Annotated in this window: 18 protein-coding genes and 1 pseudogene; 3 read left to right on the plus strand and 16 right to left on the minus strand. The window is 66.6% G+C overall.

The genetic code is table 11. From position 1 onward, the window contains the following. Window positions 1-6: 6 nt before the first annotated feature. The 8 genes from AC07ZS_RS09295 to mutS all read right to left on the minus strand — a co-directional run bounded on the left by AC07ZS_RS09295 (window position 7) and on the right by mutS (window position 9,100). Window positions 7-807 carry a LytR/AlgR family response regulator transcription factor gene (locus AC07ZS_RS09295; protein WP_494798307.1) on the minus strand — a complete coding sequence of 267 codons (801 nt, stop codon included), beginning with the start codon at window positions 805-807 and terminating at the stop codon, window positions 7-9. After that, entirely contained in the window at window positions 804-1,871 is a 1,068-nt protein-coding gene (locus AC07ZS_RS09300; protein ID WP_494798308.1) for a sensor histidine kinase, read from the minus strand. The genes AC07ZS_RS09295 and AC07ZS_RS09300 overlap by 4 nt, the downstream gene beginning before the upstream one ends. A 20-nt stretch (window positions 1,872-1,891) precedes the next feature. Beyond that, a complete protein-coding gene (locus AC07ZS_RS09305; protein WP_494798309.1) occupies window positions 1,892-2,182 on the minus strand; it encodes a 2TM domain-containing protein in 291 nt (96 codons plus the stop codon). Between the two features lie 35 nt (window positions 2,183-2,217). Continuing rightward, window positions 2,218-2,649: a DUF2306 domain-containing protein gene (locus AC07ZS_RS09310; protein ID WP_494798310.1), complete on the minus strand. Its 432-nt coding sequence runs from the start codon at window positions 2,647-2,649 to the stop codon at window positions 2,218-2,220. 124 nt (window positions 2,650-2,773) lie between these two features. Beyond that, on the minus strand, window positions 2,774-4,699 hold the full coding sequence (locus AC07ZS_RS09315; RefSeq protein ID WP_494798311.1) for a PAS domain S-box protein: 1,926 nt from the start codon (window positions 4,697-4,699) through the stop codon (window positions 2,774-2,776). A gap of 43 nt (window positions 4,700-4,742) precedes the next feature. After that, window positions 4,743-5,612, minus strand: coding sequence for an alpha/beta fold hydrolase (locus tag AC07ZS_RS09320; RefSeq protein WP_494798312.1), 870 nt, complete (start codon window positions 5,610-5,612; stop codon window positions 4,743-4,745). 3 nt (window positions 5,613-5,615) lie between these two features. Next, window positions 5,616-6,443, minus strand: a complete 828-nt coding sequence (locus tag AC07ZS_RS09325; protein WP_494798313.1) for a proteasome-type protease — start codon at window positions 6,441-6,443, stop codon at window positions 5,616-5,618. Next, the gene (gene mutS, locus AC07ZS_RS09330; RefSeq protein WP_494798314.1) at window positions 6,440-9,100 is read right to left on the minus strand and encodes a DNA mismatch repair protein MutS; all 2,661 of its coding nucleotides are present in this window, start codon (window positions 9,098-9,100) and stop codon (window positions 6,440-6,442) included. The genes AC07ZS_RS09325 and mutS overlap by 4 nt, the downstream gene beginning before the upstream one ends. A 170-nt stretch (window positions 9,101-9,270) precedes the next feature. On the opposite strand from mutS, the gene AC07ZS_RS09335 reads away from it, so the two are divergent. Both AC07ZS_RS09335 and AC07ZS_RS09340 read left to right on the plus strand, forming a co-directional pair. Continuing rightward, window positions 9,271-10,008, plus strand: coding sequence for a type IV toxin-antitoxin system AbiEi family antitoxin domain-containing protein (locus AC07ZS_RS09335; protein ID WP_494798315.1), 738 nt, complete (start codon window positions 9,271-9,273; stop codon window positions 10,006-10,008). Then, window positions 10,005-10,916, plus strand: coding sequence for a nucleotidyl transferase AbiEii/AbiGii toxin family protein (locus AC07ZS_RS09340; protein WP_494798316.1), 912 nt, complete (start codon window positions 10,005-10,007; stop codon window positions 10,914-10,916). The genes AC07ZS_RS09335 and AC07ZS_RS09340 overlap by 4 nt, the downstream gene beginning before the upstream one ends. A 138-nt stretch (window positions 10,917-11,054) precedes the next feature. Here the strand turns inward: AC07ZS_RS09340 and AC07ZS_RS09345 are convergent, their stop codons facing one another. From AC07ZS_RS09345 to AC07ZS_RS09360, 4 genes are all read right to left on the minus strand, one after another. Then, entirely contained in the window at window positions 11,055-11,597 is a 543-nt protein-coding gene (locus tag AC07ZS_RS09345) for a hypothetical protein (RefSeq protein WP_494798317.1), read from the minus strand. A gap of 27 nt (window positions 11,598-11,624) precedes the next feature. Further along, complete coding sequence (locus tag AC07ZS_RS09350; RefSeq protein ID WP_494798318.1) at window positions 11,625-12,155, minus strand: phospholipase D family nuclease; 531 nt, start codon at window positions 12,153-12,155, stop codon at window positions 11,625-11,627. Between the two features lie 121 nt (window positions 12,156-12,276). After that, window positions 12,277-12,630, minus strand: coding sequence for a hypothetical protein (locus tag AC07ZS_RS09355; RefSeq protein ID WP_494798319.1), 354 nt, complete (start codon window positions 12,628-12,630; stop codon window positions 12,277-12,279). Further along, on the minus strand, window positions 12,627-12,833 hold the full coding sequence (locus AC07ZS_RS09360; protein ID WP_494798320.1) for a hypothetical protein: 207 nt from the start codon (window positions 12,831-12,833) through the stop codon (window positions 12,627-12,629). Before AC07ZS_RS09360 ends, AC07ZS_RS09355 begins: the two co-directional genes overlap by 4 nt. A gap of 106 nt (window positions 12,834-12,939) precedes the next feature. Between AC07ZS_RS09360 and AC07ZS_RS09365 the strand changes: the two genes are divergently transcribed. Continuing rightward, window positions 12,940-13,326 (plus strand): helix-turn-helix domain-containing protein, encoded by a 387-nt coding sequence (locus AC07ZS_RS09365; protein ID WP_494798321.1) that lies wholly within the window; start codon window positions 12,940-12,942, stop codon window positions 13,324-13,326. A gap of 1,051 nt (window positions 13,327-14,377) precedes the next feature. Here the strand turns inward: AC07ZS_RS09365 and AC07ZS_RS09370 are convergent. The 4 genes and pseudogenes from AC07ZS_RS09370 to AC07ZS_RS09385 all read right to left on the minus strand — a co-directional run. Beyond that, the gene (locus AC07ZS_RS09370) at window positions 14,378-14,716 is read right to left on the minus strand and encodes a hypothetical protein (RefSeq protein WP_494798322.1); all 339 of its coding nucleotides are present in this window, start codon (window positions 14,714-14,716) and stop codon (window positions 14,378-14,380) included. Window positions 14,717-14,977: 261 nt separating this feature from the next. Next, a complete protein-coding gene (locus tag AC07ZS_RS09375; RefSeq protein ID WP_494798327.1) occupies window positions 14,978-15,808 on the minus strand; it encodes a PIN domain-containing protein in 831 nt (276 codons plus the stop codon). Between the two features lie 33 nt (window positions 15,809-15,841). Then, a pseudogene (locus AC07ZS_RS09380) lies at window positions 15,842-16,147 on the minus strand (nucleotide pyrophosphohydrolase); the annotation flags it as partial. Window positions 16,148-16,250: 103 nt separating this feature from the next. Continuing rightward, a partial coding sequence (locus AC07ZS_RS09385; protein WP_494798323.1) for a LysR family transcriptional regulator occupies window positions 16,251-17,187 on the minus strand: 937 nt, incomplete at its 5' end.

Below are 17,187 nucleotides of genomic sequence, written 5' to 3' on the forward strand. Positions count from 1 at the left end.
TCGGCCTCACATGGCCTTGAACTGCCCGGCGTAGAGCCGGCTCACCGGCCAGTTTTCGGGGCGGCCGCGCAGGCGCAGGCTGTGCTTGCCTGCTTCGTCGCGCTGCACGCTGTCGATGGCATCGGCGCGCACCACCGTGCCGCGGTGCACCTGCCAGAACACCGCCGGGTCCAGCTGCGGCAGCAATTCCTTGAGCGGCGTGCGGATCAGCACCTCACCGCCGGCGGTCAACACGCGCACGTACTTGTCGGCCGCCTCGAACACCAGCACCTCGCCGATAGGGACCATGCGGATGCCCTGGCCCACGCCGGCCTGGATCACCTGCAGGCGAGCCGGTGCGGCCTGGCTCGAGGTCAGCAGGGCGCGCAGGCGCGCGAGCGAGGCCTCGTCCAGCGCCGCGTCGCCGCCGCCGACGGGTCGGCGCTGCGCCAGCACCTGCTGCACGCGCTGCACGGTGCGCGCCAGCCGATCGGGTTGCACCGGCTTGAGCACGTAGTCCACCGCTTGCGCCTCGAAGGCCTGCACGGCGTAGGCGTCGTAGGCGGTGACGAACACCAGCGCGGGAAACGGCACGCCGTCAGGCCACTCGTCCGCCAGCTCGGCGGCGGCCTGCAGGCCGGTCTGGCCGGGCATGCGGATGTCCAGGAACAGCACATCGGGTTGCAGCCGCAGCGCCTGCGCCACGGCCGCGTCGCCGTCGCCCACGGTGGCCAGCACCTGAAGGCCCGGCCAGGCGCGGGCGAGTTCGGCCTGCAGGGCCTGGGCCAGCAGGGGTTCGTCTTCGGCGATCAGGGCGGTGGCGTTCATGGGGAGGGCATGGTTTGCCAGGGCAGGGTGAGCAGGGCGCGCGTGCCGTCGCCGGGCCGGCCTTGCCAGTCCATGCGCGCGCGGCCGGGGTAGGCCGTCGCCAGCCGCTCGCGCACTTGCGAAAGGCCGAAGCCGGGTGTGGGCGAGGGCTCGCAGCCCACGCCCGTGTCGCTGACCTCCAGCACCAGATCGCCGCCTTCGTGTCGCGCGACCACGCGGATCTCACCGCCCTGCAGCCCGGGCTCCAGGCCGTGGCGGATGCTGTTCTCCACCAGCGGCTGCAGCAGCAGCGGTGGCACCGGCTGGGCGGCGAGTGCCTCGGGCAGGTCCAGCGTGTAGCGCAGGCGCGGGCCCATGCGCACCGCCATCAGCTCCAGGTAGTCGCGCAGGCGGGCGAATTCATCGGCCAGCGTGTGGCGGCCGGCGTTGGCCTCGGTGCGCGAGGCGGTGAGGGTGGCGCGCAGGAAGTCGTTGAGCCGGTCCAGCATGGCCGTGGCCCGCACCGGGTCGGTGCCGATGAGCACGCGCAGGTTGGCCAGGGTGTTGAACAGCATGTGCGGTTCGAGCTGCGATTCGAGCAGCTTCAGGCGCGCCTCGCTGGCCTGGCGCTGGGCTTCTTCCTGTGCGAGGCGGGCGTTGGCCAGCATGGCGCGGCTGGTGAAGTAGTAGGCGCCGAAGCCGCCGGCGGCCAGCGACATCAGCACGAATCCCAGCGTGGCGCGCGGCACATTGCTCAGGCTCGCGAACAGCGGGCGGCCCAGCAGCAGGTTTGCGACCACGCTGCCACCCAGGTAGGACGTCAGTACCGCGAACACCACCAGCAAGGCCATGCGCCAGGCGCCGGGCCAACCGCTGGGGTTCAGCACGTGGCGGCCGCCGTCGATCAGCACCCAGATGCCCAGCCCGATGCACTGCGAGTACACGAGGTTGACCGCGAAGTTGTCGCCGTTGACCGCCGTGATCATCAGCGCGATCACGGTATTGACCACCATGACCACGAGGGCGCGGCGGGCGGTGACGTCGGGCTTGAACTTGAACGGCGGCATGGCCGCAGTATCCCGCATGCCCGACGCCGCCATGGGGTTCACCGGCCGTGTTCCCGCATCAGGCGCTCGCGTTCCTGCGCCACCAGGCGCTGCTGCAGGCCGCCACCGCCCAGCACGAGCCAGACCACCAGGCCATGGATCAGCAGGCCCAGGCCCCAGCCCAGCGCGGGGTAGATCGCCCAGTGGCGGCCGCTGGAGAGCGAGAGCAGGGCCAGCACGCTGTTGACCGAGAGGAAAACCAGCGCGTGCACGTACCAGCCCATGCGGGCACCCGCGCGGCGGCGCGCCAGGCGGTCGAGGTCGTTGTGTCGGGGGGGCGAGAGGTTCATGGGGAGCTCCGGTAAGGGGGATGGAAAAAAGAGGCTCAGACCAGGCCCAGCCAGTCGTGCCAGACCAGGCCGCCCAGGTAGCGGTTGGGCAGCAGGGTGAAGGCGCCGGCCACCAGGCAGGCGCTCACGTACAGCCAGACCATCACGCGGCGGTGGGTGGACACCTTGCCGCGCAGCAGGGCACGGAAGGCCAGGAACAGGCTGCCGAACACGATGGGCACCAGCAGGTGGACGGGTGTGTAGCCCGCGATGTTGGGCAGCTTGAAGTCGCGGATGAAGATGGCCGAGATCGCGGTGACCAGCATCAGCGTGACCCAGGCGTAGCCCATCGCCCGGTGCAGGCGCGGGCGCTGGCTGTGGGCCTGGCGCGCGGCATGCCCGCGCCGCGCCCAGAGCGCCACCGGGCCCAGCACCACGGCGGCGATGGCGGCCGTCATGTGCACGGCGATGAGGGGGGTGAGTTGCATGGCGGGCTCCATCGGGGTGGGGATGGAGCGCACTGTGCCGGGGCGGCGGTGCCGGCACCAGCGGCTTGCGACCGAACCGCCGAAGCCCGGGGTGAAACGCCGCCGATGCGGCGCGAAATGCCGCTCAGCCCGCCAGGGGCCGGGCGCTCAGCGTGAAGCTGAAGGTGGCGCCGCGACCGGGCTCGGCGCTGGCCTTCAGTTCCCCGCCGTGGCGCTGCACGATGCGCAGCGAGGTCGCCAGGCCGATGCCCAGGCCGCTGAACTCGTTGGGCATGTGCAGCCGCTGGAAGGGCTGGAACAGCTTGGCGGCGCGCGCCATGTCGAAGCCCGCGCCGTTGTCGATGACGCGGAAGCGCTGCAGGCCGTGCAGGTACTCCCCTTCGACGCGGATCAGCGCCTCGGGGGTGTTCGCCGTGTACTTCCAGGCGTTGTGCAGCAGGTTCTGCATCAAGGCCTCCACCAGCGCCGGGTCGGCCATCACATGCAGGCCCGGTTCGATCTGCCACCGCACCCGGCGCTGCGGTTCGGCACCGGCGAACTCCTCCAGCAGCCGCACCGCGATGGCGCTGAGGTGCACGGGCTTGCGCTGCAGCTCGCCGCGCGCGAACTGCGAGAGCGTGAGCAGGCCGTCGATCAGCTCGCCCATCTTCTTGCTCGCGGCCGTGATGCGCTGCAGGTGCGACTGGCTGTCGCTGCTCAGGCCGGGGTTGTCTTCGTGCAGCGCCTGCGCGAAGCCGTTGATGATGCGCAGCGGTGAGCGCAGGTCGTGCGCCACGGCATAGGAATAGCTCTCCAGCTCGTCGTAGGCCGCCTTCAGCGCTTCGGTGCGGCGGTGGATGCGCTGTTCCAGCGAGGCGTTGAGCTGCTGGATCTCCAGCTCGGCGCGCTTGCGCTTGCTCACGTCCTGGATCACGCCCAGCGCGCTCACCGCACGCCCCTGGGCGTCGCGCTGGAACTCGGCCTGCACGAGGAACCAGTGTTCCTCGCCGCCGAACAGCAGCCGGTACTCGATGTGGTAATCGGCCTTGCCTTGCACGGCGAGCTTCCAGAGCTGCAGCGCCCGGGGGAAATCGTCCGGGTGTGTCAGCGCGATCATGTCCTGGGCGCTGAAGTCGGCCGAGGGCAGGCCCAGGATCTCGTGCGAGCCCGCCAGCGTGACGAACCGCCCGGTGACCAGATCGGCGCGCCAGCTGGCCAGACCCGCCAGGGCATGCGCCTGGCGCAGCAGGTGCTCGCTGGTGCGCAGCGCGTCCTCGGTGGCCTTGCGCGAGCTGATGTCCTGCACCACCGCGATCAGGTAGTCCGGCTCGCCCGATGCCTTGCGCACCAGCGAAATGGTGATGTGCGCCCAGACGATGTGGCCCCGCCGGTGGATGTAGCGCTTCTCGAAGCTGTAGTGGTGGATCTCGCCGGCCAGCGTGCGCTGCAACTGGCGCATGTCCAGCTCCAGGTCGTCGGGGTGGGTGAAGTCGCGGAAATGCTTGGTCAGCATTTCTTCCTTCGTGTAGCCCACGATGTCGCAGTACGTCTGGTTCAGGCGGATCCAGCGGCCCTGCAGATCGTTGTGCGCCATGCCGGTGGCGCTCTGCTCGAAGGTGTCTTCCAGCTGCTGCTGGCTCTGCTGGATCTGCTCGGTGGCCTCGCGCATGCGGCGGGCCTGGCGCTGCATCAGGGTGATCGCACCCACCACCACCACCTGCGTCAGCAGATGCCAGAGGTTGAGCCAGAACGCCTCGACCGGGTTGTCGATCGCCAGGCTCCAGTAGGGCTTGACCATCAGGAAGTTGATCAATGCGGTGCCCAGCACCGCGCTGAGCAGGCCGGGCAGGAAGCCGCCATAAAGCGCTGCCAGCGCGGTCGCGAGCGAAAGGGTGATGAAGCGCCCGCCCGACTCGGCCGGGGCCAGCGTCATGCGCAACCACACGGCGGCCAGCGTGAGCAGCACGGCCACCAGGTAGCGCAACCCCTGGCTGTGCTCCTCGGGTTGCCAGTTCACCACACGCTGCCAGAACCGCTGCAGCGGACTCGGGGAGAACGATGAGGTCGTCATGGGCGGGCGGTGAAAAAAGTGGCCCAGCTTACACCGGCTCGCTTCAACCGGCGTGCTTGGCGGCCCAGCGGGCGGGCGTCAACGCCCCCAGCATGTCGTCGATCGCGGCGGCCGTCTCCAGCGGCCGCTCCATCGGAAACAGGTGGCTGCCTTCCAGGATGCGCAGCCGCTCGGGGTGGGCCTTGCCCACCAGGCGCAGCGTCATCGACATGCCCACCTGCTTCATTTCCTGCGACTCGGTGCCGCCGATGAAGCCCACCGGGCACTGCAGCGGGTGGCGGCGCAGCAGGCGGTCCAGGTTGTGGGGCAGGGTGTTGTAGATCGCGGTCTCCACCTCGCGGTCGAAGGCCAGCACGCGGTGCGCCTTGCCGTGCGCATCGACCTCGTCGCGCGTGCCGTGGTGGACGTAATCGCGCAGCACGTTCGCGTCCCAGCGCGCGAACGCCTGCTTGCTGCTGAAGTGGGCGTGGGCGGTCTGCGCGTCGGGCCAGCTGTGGCGCCGGCGGCGGCTGATCTTGCCGGGCGAGATCGACCCCACCAGCTGCGTGCGTTTGACGAGCTCGAGCGTGCGCGCCCGCCAGCCGCCGAGCACCGGCGAGTCGATCAGCACCACACCGCGCACCGCATGGCCGCCCAGCTTCGGGTGCCGCGCGGCGCACATCAGGCTGAGGAAACCGCCCAGCGAATGGCCCACCAGCCAGGCACCCTGGCCGTGGCGCTCGATCTCGGGCGCGGCGAAGTCCGCCAGCTGCTGCACCAGGTGCGGCCAGTTGCTGGTCACCGGGTACTGCGGCTCATGGCCGAAACGGTCCACCGCGCGCACCGTGTGGCCGCGTGCGCGCAGCGACTTGAAGAGCACACCGTAGGTGCTGGCGGGGAAACTGTTGGCGTGGGAAAAAACGATCAGCGACATGCCTCAGATCAGCTTTTCTCGGGCATTGGTGATCTTCTTGAGCGGCGCGTTGCGCGGGTTGTCGCTCAGCAGCGGCACCTCGGTGTGCGCGTCGTCCCAGGTCGGGTCCTCGATCTCGTCGAACACCTCGCGCAGCTTCTGGCCCCAGGTCTGGTGCAGCATGCGGAAGTAAGGGTTGTCGTTGTCGATGCAGGTGATCTTGTCGGACTGCAGCATGTTGGCCTCGTACACCACGAGGTCCAGCGGCAGGCCCACCGACAGGTTGGACTTGAGCGTGGAGTCCATCGACACCAGCACGCACTTGGCGGCCTCGTCCAGCGGTGTCTCGGGGCCGATCACGCGGTCCAGCACCGGTTTGCCGTACTTCGACTCGCCGATCTGGAAGAACGGGGTTTCCACCGTGGCCTCGATGAAGTTGCCGGCTGAATACACCTGGAACAGCCGCATGCCTTCGCCGCGCACCTGACCGCCGAAGATCATGGACGCGTTGAACTCCACGCCCGCGCGCTGCAGCGCATCGCCGTCGCGCTCGTACACATGGCGCACCGCCGAACCCAGCACGCGCGCGGCATCGAACATGCTCTTGGCGTTCCAGATCGTGATGGGCTCGCCCCCTTCCGGATCGGTGAGCTGCTCCACCTGCAGGATCTCGCGCACCGACTGCGAAATGCTCAGGTTGCCCGCCGACAGCAGGCACATGAAGCGGTCGCCCGGCTTTTCATAGACGATCATCTTGCGGAAGGTGCTGATCTGGTCCAGGCCCGCGTTGGTGCGCGAGTCCGAGAGGAAGACCATGCCCGCGTTGAGTTTGACGGCGACGCAGTAAGTCATGATGAGGCGGAGGCGAGTTTCTTGAGGGCGTAAAGCTGTTCCAGCGCTTCGCGCGGGCTCAGGGTGTCGGGGTCGATCTGCGCCACGGCCGCCTGCAGCGGGTGCGCTTCAGGCTCCAGTGTGGCAGGTGGGGGCGCGAACAGGTCCACCTGGCTGCGGCTTTCTTCGCTCTGGGCCTCCAGAGCGGCCAGGGCGTGGCGCGCATGCTGCACCACCCCGGCCGGCACGCCGGCCAGGCGCGCCACCTGGATGCCGTAGCTGCGGCTGGCCGGGCCGGGCTCGATCTGGTGCAAAAACACGATGCCGCCGCCGCCCTTGCCGCCGGACTCCACCGCGCTCACATGCACGTTCACCGCCGCGTGGTGGCTGGCCGGGAACTCGGTCAGCTCGAAATAGTGCGTGGCGAACAGCGTGTAGGCGCGCGACTTGTCGTGCAGGTGCGTGGCGATGCCGCCGGCCAGCGCCAGGCCGTCGAAGGTGGAGGTGCCGCGGCCGATCTCGTCCATCAGCACCAGGCTCTCGGGCGTGGCAGCGTTCAGGATCTGCGCGGCCTCGGTCATCTCCACCATGAAGGTCGACTGCGCGTTGGCCAGGTCGTCGGCCGCGCCGATGCGGGTGTGGATGGCGTCGATCGGGCCCAGCCGGCACGAGGTGGCCGGCACATGGCTGCCCATGCTGGCCAGCAGCACGATCACCGCCACCTGCCGCATGTAGGTGCTCTTGCCGCCCATGTTGGGGCCGGTGATCACCTGCATGCGCTGCTTGGGGCCCATCACCGTGTCGTTGGCGATGAAACTGCCGCCCGAGCTTTCGTTCAGGCGCGCCTCCACCACCGGGTGGCGGCCGCCGCGGATGTCGATGCAAGGCTCGGGCACGAACTGCGGCGCGCACCAGTTCAGCGTGAGCGCGCGCTCGGTCAGCGCGCACAGCGCGTCCAGCGCGGCCATGGCGCGCGCCAGCTGCGTGAGCGGGGGAATGTAGGCCTGCAGCTCGTCCAGCAGATGGTCGTACAGCCACTTCTCGCGCGCCAGCGCGCGGTCCTGCGCGGAGAGCGCCTTGTCCTCGAAAGCCTTGAGCTCGGGCGTGATGAAACGCTCGGCGTTCTTCAGCGTCTGGCGGCGGCGGTAGTCGTCCGGCACCTTGGAGGCCTGGCCCTGCGTCACCTCGATGTAGAAGCCGTGCACCTTGTTGAACTGCACGCGCAGGTTGGCGATGCCGGTGCGTGTGCGTTCGCGCTGCTCCAGCTCGATCAGGAAGGCGTCGCTGTGGTTCTGGATGCCGCGCAGCTCGTCGAGCTCGGCATCGAAACCGTCGGCGATCACGCCGCCGTCGCGCACCAGCGCGGCCGGCTCGGGCAGCAGGGCATCGCGCAGCAGCACGGCGCAGCCATCGGGCGGCGTGAGGTGCGAGGCAATGCCGTGCAACAGACCGCCGGCGGCCTGCGGGCCCAACTGGGCCGCGAGCTGGCGCGCGCGCTCCAGCGTCTGGCCCAGGCCCACCAGCTCGCGCGGCTTCACCTGACGCAGCGCCGTGCGCGCGGTGATGCGCTCCACATCGCTCGCGCCCTTGAGCGACTGGCGCAGCGACTGCCACAGACCGCCGCGCAGCGTGTCGATGGCGGCCAGCCGTGCGCGTGCCTCCGCGCGGTCGCGGCGGGGCTCCAGCAGCCAGCTTCGCAGCGCGCGGCTGCCCATGCCGGTGCAGCACACGTCCAGCAGCGAAAACAGCGTGGGGCTGGTTTCGCCGCGCAGCGTCTGCGTCAATTCAAGGTTGCGCCGCGTGTTCAGCGGCAGGTCGATCCGCTCGCCGCTGCGCGCCACCTGCAGGCTGCTCACGTGCGTGAGCGCGCGGCCCTGTGTGTGCTCGGCGTAGTTCAGCAGCGCGGCGGCGGCGGCATGCGAGTCCGGCATGTCCTGCGCGTCCCACGCGGCCAGGCTTGCGGCCTGCAGCTGCTCCAGCAGCTTGCGCTGGCCCAGCGCCGCGTCGAACGCCCAGGCCGGGCGCAACACCGCCACCAGCCGCCCGCCGTTGCTGCCGCTCTGGCTGGCCAGGGCCTGCACCGATTTCTCGAACGCGGGCGTGGCATCGGCGCTGTACAGCACCTCGCCGGGCGACACGCGCGCCACCCAGTCGGCCAGCTCGTCGCTCGCGCACTGCGCGAGGAACACGATGCCCTGCGTGACCGACATCCACGCCAGCCCGCAACCCGTGCGCGCGCCCGGGTGCACCGCCATCAGCACCGCCTCGGACTTGTCGGACAGCAGCTCGCTGTCCGTCAGCGTGCCCGGTGTGACCACGCGCACCACCTTGCGCTCCACCGGCCCCTTGGCCGTGGCCACATCGCCCACCTGCTCGCAGATCGCCACCGACTCGCCCAGCTTGATCAGGCGCGCCAGGTACGTGTCCACCGAGTGGAAAGGCACGCCGGCCATGATCACCGGCTGGCCGGCCGACTGACCGCGCTGCGTGAGCGTGATGTCCAGCAGGCGCGCGGCCTTCTCCGCATCGCCGAAGAACAGCTCGTAGAAATCGCCCATGCGGTAGAACAGCAGCGTGTTCGGATGCCCGGCCTTCAGGCCGAGGTATTGCTGCATCATGGGCGTGTGCTGCGACAGGTCCGGCTGGGCGGCGGGGCTGTCGGAAAAATCCTTTTTCATCGATGACGTCGTGATGAGTTCTGGCCAAGGGGCGCTATATCTTATGTCTTATGACAAAGGCTCCAGCCGTCCCATGGCACTTTGATAATTTGATGTTGTCGTAGTTTGGCTGCGATTGAGTTCATCAATCAAAATTGACAGATATTTTGAAATGATGTTTCAATCGCAGTATGGCTACGACTGGAAAAGGCAAGTTAAATACGCTCTACACCCAGCTGACCCCGGGAGCCCCGCTGACGTCGGAAGATCTTGCGGCCCTGGGTATCTCGGCGGACTTGGCCGTGCACTATGTGCGCGCGGGTTGGCTCACGCGCCTGACGCGAGGTGTGTTCTGCCGCCCCAACGAGACATTGGCTTTGCATCCGAGCCTCTTGCTTCTCCAGCGCCGGTTCGAGGGCCTGCACGTGGGCGGCAAGTCGGCGCTCGACTGGTACGGCGTGCGCCAATACGTGGCGCAGCGCCCGGTGCTGCAGCTCTACGGTTGGGCAGCAGGCAAGCTGCCGGAGTGGTTCACCGAGCGCTTTCCGGCCGAGTACCACCGCAAGCGCGTGTTCGATGAGCAGCCGGACGCCTTGCGGCACGTTGGCCCCTTTGAAAAGCGCAGCGATGGGCCTCAGGTGTCGGCGCCGGAGCGCGCGCTGCTCGAACTGCTGAGCGACGTGGGCGTGCGCCAGCCGTTGCAGGAAGCCCGCGAACTGGTGGAGAGCGCCTACAGCTTGCGCGCCGACGTGCTGCGCGAGTTGCTGCAGCACTGCACCAGCGTCAAGACCGTGCGGCTGTGCTTGCAGTTCGGCCGTGACGCTTCGCTGCCCTGGGCGGCCAAGCTCGATCCGGCCACGCTGCCCACGGGCAGCGATCGGCCGTGGGTGTCCCGATCGGCCGACGGCTTGCTGGTGCTCCGGCCATGAACCAGACCTATCTCGACACCGCGCGCCTGCTGGCTCAGGTCGCACCCTTGGTGTTCGCGGGCGACACGTTCGCTCTCAAGGGCGGTACCGCGATCAACCTGTTCGTGCGCGACATGCCGCGCCTGTCGGTGGATCTTGACCTCGTCTTCCCCGATCACACGCTGCCGCGCGACGAAGCGCTGGCGCGCATCAACGACGCCATCAGGCAGGCGGCCGAGCGCTTGACCAAGCGCGGCTTTCAGACGCACGCCCCGGCAACGGGAGTCGGTGAGACCAAGCTGCTGGTGCGCCAAGGCCCCATTCAGGTCAAGATCGAAGTCAACTTCGTCATGCGCGGTACCGTGCAACCGGTGCGCCGCGCCTCGCTCACACCGGTCGCTCGCGACGTGCTGATGGCCGACCTCGAGATTCCTGTGGTGTCGCTGGAAGACGTGTATGGCGGCAAGCTGGTTGCGGCGCTGGACCGGCAGCATCCGCGCGACCTGTTCGACGTGATGCAGCTGTTTGCCCACGAAGGCATCACGCCCGGCATCCGCCGGGCTTTCGTGGTCTACCTGGCCAGCAGCAACCGACCCGCGCATGAAGTGCTGTTTCCGCCGATGCGCGACATCCGGCACGACCATGCGCGCAACTTCCAGGGCATGACGGCTGAGCCAGTGCCTCTGGAGGCTTTGCTTGCGGTGCGCGAGCGGCTGGTGCAGGAAATCCAGCAAGGACTGGATGAGGATGAGCGGCGCTTCCTGCGGTCGCTGGTGGCCGCCGCACCCGAGTGGTCATCGCTGGGTATGGCCCACCTCGAGCACCTGCCGGGCGTGCGCTGGAAGTTGCAGAACCTGCTGCAGTTGCGGAAAACGAATCCGAAGAAGTTTGCCGAGCAGGCCGACATACTGGCCACACGGCTGGCCTGAACCTCAGACTGCCGGACTGCCTATTTCCTGAGCACCTCAGCGGCAAGCCCCGCAGGAACTCGCTGCGGCCCGGTTGCCCCAGCGCCATCCACAAAGTTATGCACAAAAACCCGGGACAAGTGGGCGAGGGCGGGAAAACTAGGCGCGCGCCTCGCCCGCCACCGGCAGCACATGCCCCGTGCCAAGCAAGGTGCGGCCCGAGAGCAGCGCGAACTTCGTGCCGGCGGTGAGCTGGGCCAGCGCCAGTTCCGGGCGCAGGAACTGCACCTCCAGTGTGCACGGCACCTCGGGCACCGGTTCCCCTTCGGACGGCACCGCCAGGCGCGTGGTGAACCCCTCGGAACCCACCACCAGCGCACCGTCGAAATACCCCGCACGGATCGGCCGGCTCAACAACGGCGTGTCCGCCGCGAGCAAGATGAGTTCGATGCGCGCATCCGGCTTGAACACCGTGCCCGCCGCGAAACCCTGTGGCAGGTGCTTCGGCGTCTTCGCGCGCTGGATCAGCCACCCGATGATGTTGCCGATGATCGGCAGCCACAGCACCATCAGCAGCGAGCCCAGATCGCGCGCCAGCGAAGGATGCGGCGCGAACCAGCGCACCACGCCGCCGATGAGCGCGAGCACCAGCATCACCACGGTGATGATCTGGCGGCGTTTGGAAATGGAGGATTGGGTCATGTTCGTTCTTGAATGGGATTGCACGCGTCAACGGGCAGGGTAAGGCTTGCCGAGCTTCCAGCGCGACGCCCAGTGCGCCATGTACTGGCTCGCCACTTCGGGCATGCCGCGAATGACGACCACGTTCTCGGAGTTCATCGTCTCGGCCGACGGTGCGAAATTGAACGAGCCCGTCTGCACCGTGTGGCCGTCCACGATGATGGTCTTGTCGTGGTGGATGTGGAAATGGCTGTTGGTTCGCAGCTCCACGCCGTTGCTCGTCACGAAGTCCATCGCCTTCTTGCTCGGCTTGTTCCGGTTGCGCTTCTTGTCCACCACCACGCGCACCTCCACGCCCCGGTTCTTCGCGTCCACCAGCGCCTGCATGATGTCTGGCGCCTGGAACGCGTAGGCGAGGATGTGGATGCTCTTCTGCGCGCCGCCAATCGTCTCCAGCACCAGCTGGCGCGCCGAGCCCTCGGGCGAGAAGCCCACTTGCACGCTGGGCTGCGCATGCGACAGCAAGGGCATGCCGAACAGCCACACCGCCAGCGCGATGGATCGAAGAAATGCCGTCATGCCAGAGCCCTCAAGCTGCGCCGGCACAAGGTGCGGGCCCGACATGGGCCGCGCGGCATGGCCGGCAGCCCACATCGTAGCGACAGAGGCCTGGCGCGGCGCGGCCTTGGCCTGGGCCCGCTCAGTCCCGGTGAAGGGCGTGCGTCGAGTGGCTGACGCTTTCGCACTCGGCAGCGGCGCCCAGCAGGTGGGCCGCGAGTTCGCGCGCCTGCTCGGAAGTGAGGGTCCATTCCGCTTCCAGCGGCGTCTTGCGGGCTTGCAGCAACACGTCAAAGCGGGCATCCGACGCACCCGCCGTCTTCATGCTGCGCGTGGTCACGTTCAGTTCTGCGTCGGTGCATTGATGAAGCGAAAACGTCATCTGCTTCGTGAGCATCGGTTGCAGGAAGACGGGCCTGTTCGTGGCATCGGGTGTTGACCTGGCAGCAGCTGGTGTTGCTGCTTCGGGGGAAGGTTTGCGGCCAAAGAACTTCATGAGGTCACCTTGTCGTCGTATTTCAAGCCCAACTCGCGCAACACCGCGAGGCGACACACGCTGGCCATGGAGCGCTGCTCGCGCTCGGCCCGCTTCTTCACATGCTCCAGCTCAAACGGAGTGAGCCGCAGCGCGATGGGGCGCGAACTGTTGACGCCGTTGGGGACGCGCTTGCGAGACGAAGAGACAACGGATGGGGTCATGGTCGAAGTGGCTCCTTTCCCTGGGCTAGCATTGAGTAACGGAAAAATACACAACACAAACTTTTTTAGTACGCAAATGTACCATGAAAAAACATCTGTGGCAAATATGAGTACCTTCATCGAACGCTTTTTGGAAGAGAGGCGTCGGCTGCAGTTCAACCAGCAGGAGCTCGCCGACGCCGTGGGAATCTCAAAGCGCTCGATCGGCAATTACGAGCGAGGGGAACGCACGCCGGATGCGGAAGTGCTTGTCAAGCTGGGCGAGATCGGTATGAACGTGTGCTACCTCGTGACTGGCAAGCGCATCTCGACCAGGCTGGGCCTGGAGCCGATGCAACGGGCAGTGCTCGATGACTTTGATCGTTGCACGCATGAGATGCAGATCGAAGCGGTGAGGTACATGGCGCTGCTCGCCCAGGGCACGGTTCCGTCTGCACCTTCCAACCAGGTTCACAAGTCCCGGACAAAGGGAGCCGAAGCCAAGAGCAAGTGAGGCGTCGATCCAGAAAGCAGAAGGGCCCCGTCGGGGCCTTTCTCGTTTTGGTCTGGGCGAATTGGTTTGGCCGGATGGTGGCTTCAGACTGAATGTGGCCGGCTGCGCCTGCGTTTCGCGCGTGCGATCTGCACCCCATTGCAGACGTCCCGGCACGAGTGGCCGGCCACCAACGGCTGGCAGGCTACGGGGTCACGGCTAGACTTCTGCAATCGGCCAGAAGCGGACCTCCCGCGTGCTGACGGCCCCATCCGCAACGCCTATGTCGATTATTCTGCTTTCTGTCTCTGCGGTCTTGATTTGGTTGGGCGTCGATGCGCTGTGGCTATCTGGCCATCCCTCACCTCCCGGCCAAATCGAGAGAGACGACATGATGTTCGGAAAATTTCGGCGTCGCCCGGTTTCTCCGGAAGCCAGATCTTTCGCGGAGCGCCGATACCCCTTCGCAACAGCAGATTCGATGAGGGTCTACGGCGTCGTATTCGTTGTGGCAGGGCTTGGGCTTGGAACATTTGCCCTCGGTTTATGGGGCTGAGGGCCGTCAGCAGCGTCTGCTTCGGGCCCAGAGCGGACATCAACTGGCGCTCAGTAGGTCACGTCCATCTGCGGAAAAGGCGGCTTTGAGCGAAGGCAGAAGAGCTTTAAATTGCTCTACAAGAGCTTCACGTGACTCGATCCTTGCGGGCCCAAGATACACGCTAAAAGCTCCTATGTAGCCTGTCTCACGCTTGATAGTTTCGACTCGCTCGAATGAAGTTGTGTGACTGGTCCAAAGTAGAGACGCCTCGTCACCCGATGGCGCTCTGACGAAAGCGACCAATCCACTAGGGACAAGTCTGTCCTGCATTACCCCAAACTCCCAGCCATCGAATCGAGCCTCCGGTAGCAGACGTCCATCGGCGTGAAAACCATCCTGGACAACGGGGTCATCGTCCATGGTCAGTGGCTGACCGACCGGCGATGCCGATTTATCAGGAGGAGCAACGGGGCAATAAAGAGTCCAATTACGCGAAGTCATACCAGCTAATGTCCGCTTCTGGCCGCGAGTTGCCTATGCCGCAGAGCCCTGAAGCATGCGTTGCATCCACTTCAGCAGTGGAATGCCAAAGATGACCAAAGCGATGCAAACGGCAATGGTCTCCCCTGTGATCGCTTCCTTCATGCGGGTCAATGCGTCTGTTGGAGGACGGTACTCAAGGAAATACCCTCCGTCGAAAAAGAGGTCAACAAACGACGACAGGATTTGGAGCATTCTGTGAAGCCCCAGCATTGCCAAAAGCGAAAGCAGCAGAAAGCTCCAGGGAGCGTTCATCGTTTGCCACCACATCAGGGAGGCGCCTAGCGACACCAGGACGCACACCGCGAACGGCAGCGCCAAATCAATCAACAAGAGCACTCTGCTCCTCCTTGAGTTATTGCCAACGTCCGCTCCTGGCCGATTGCAGAAGTCTAGCCGTGACCCCGTAGCCCGCTAGCGTTGGTGGCCGGCCACTCATGCCGAGACGTCTGCAATATGGTTGAGATCGCACGCGCGAAACGCAAGCGCAGTCTCGACCGCATCCAGTCTGAGCTGTCCTTAAGGGCAGGGCATTGCGGGACGTGCCGTTGAACGGGATCAACCCGCTTCTGATGAGCAAGCCAACCGTCTGCCTTACGCTGGTTTGATCGTCACCGCGCCCTTGGCGTCGATCGCCACCTGCTTCTCGGCGACCAGCCGCTGGATCACTGCGATCACGGTCGCGTCGTCGGCCTTGCCTCCACCGATCAGGGACTTGACGGCCCCCTTCAGCCGGGCCTCGCGCGAGGGCTTGTTCCTGGATTTCTGGATGGACTTCAGGACGTGCTCGTAGTCGTTGTCCGAAAAAGTGGCTGCTGGCGCCTCAAGGGGTTTTGCCGCCTTCACGGGTTTCGTTGCCGAAGGTGAGGCCGTCTGGCTGCCCTTCTTGGCCGCGGTCTGCTTCTTGGTTGCAGGCGTCGGTGATTTCGCGACCGGCTTTGGCGCAGAAGCCGTTGATGGGGTGGGAGGAGATGCCTTCTTCTTGGCGGCAGCCTTTTTGGCAGGAGCCTTCTTGGCCGCCGTCGCCTTCTTGACCGCGACAACAGCGCTCTTCACCGCCGTTTTCCGCGCAGGCCCGAACCCGACCTGGCTTGCGTGAAACCCCAGCTCGCTGGCGTGCTCGAGCATCGGCCCATAGCCCTGGTCGTTGGCGATCACCACGATGCGTGCGTCCGGGTTGCGCGAGGTGATGTAGCCCATGTAGAAGGAGAGGTGGAAGTCCAGGGCGTTCTTGCCAGGGCGGCTGACCGGCACCAGCGTCAGGTGGTCACTGAAGGCTTTCTGGTTCGCGTCGACCTTCTTCTGCTGCTGGCCATGGAAGATCCAGACGTCGGTCGCATCAGGCACCAGCGTCAGGATCTCCGTGTCCTTGGGCTGCACGTTTTCCCAGTCGACCAGCACGTGGGTGGTGGCCCGTGGCGCCATCACCGGCCCCGAGGGGAGGCCCGGCCGCAACGGCGGGTGCTTTTTGGCGTTCTTGACCAGCTTGCGCCCGACTGCCCGCTTCAGGTCGATCCCGCACTGGTCCGCCAACTGCAGCAAGTACAGCAGCACATCGGCCACTTCGTCGCCGATGCGGTCCTGCTCGACCTTGTCGCGAGACACCGCCGCGGACTGATCGGGCGTCATCCATTGAAAGATCTCGGCGAGCTCGGCCGCCTCGACCATCAGGGCCATCGCCAGGTTCTTCGGCGTGTGGAACGGCTGCCAATCCCGTTCGGCTGCAAACTGACGCAAGGTCTCCTGCAGAAGCGCTATGTCCATGTGCGGGTCTCATATCTGCCAGTGGCGACGTGCCGAGGATACGATGGCCAATGAATCCAAGGAGCGCTGCTTCGCCGCAGCTCTCGGGCCAGACAAAAGGCCTTTAGCGCCGCGCGGCCCGCGCCGCCACCAGGCTTTCTTGCAACACGGCGACCAACTGTTCTGCGACCAGCTTCACGATCGGTCCCGGCGGGCGGGCCGCGTCCACGGCCACGCTGATGCCCTGCGGTTCGGCGCCGCGGTCGCGAATCGGCAAAAACACCAGCCGGCCGTCGGCCAGTTCGGCCGCGGCGTCGAGCTCGGACGTGAACATCACGTGCTGCCCGCCCATGGCCAGCTGCTTGACCAGCTGCAGCGAGTTGCTCTCCACGAAACGGCGCGGCTCTTTGAACAACCAGTTGTACTGCGCCTCCAGGTAGCGCCGTATCGTGATCGCACGGCTCTGCAGCGCCACGGGGTAGGCCGTGGCCTGCTGGAAGCTCACGCTGCCACACGCCGCGAGCGCATGCCCCGGCGCGACCACGCAGCCCAGTGGCAGCACCTCTTTCCACAGCACCAGCAGCTCGCGGCGCGGCGCCAGGTTGAAGACGGCGGCCAGGTCGGCCTTGCCGCCGATCAGCGAGACCTCGGCGTCGTCGGGCGTGGCCAGCTCGATGGACAGGCTGACCAAAGGGTGTGAGGTGCTGAGCGCGTCCACCAGGCGCGGGAGCACGCCGGTGGACATGCTGTCCATGGCCGCCAGCGCCACGACGCCCTGATGCACTCCCTGGATGCGCCGCACCTCGGCCGCCAGCTGGCGCTCGTCCTGGCGCCAACGCCGTGCCAGCGCGATCACCGCTTCGCCCGAGGCCGTGAGCCGCATGCCGCGCGGCAGGCGCTCGAACAGCGGCACGCCCAATTCGTCCTCGAGCTGCAGGATCTGCCGGTTGATCGCCGACGCCGCCACGTGCAGCTCCCGCGCGGCCTTCTGGATCGAGCCGGAGCGCGCGACCTGATCGGCGTAGCGCAGACCGGCGGGGACGAAGGAATGGGGCATGGGC

This window comes from Hydrogenophaga sp. GW456-12-10-14-TSB4 (assembly GCF_059424305.1).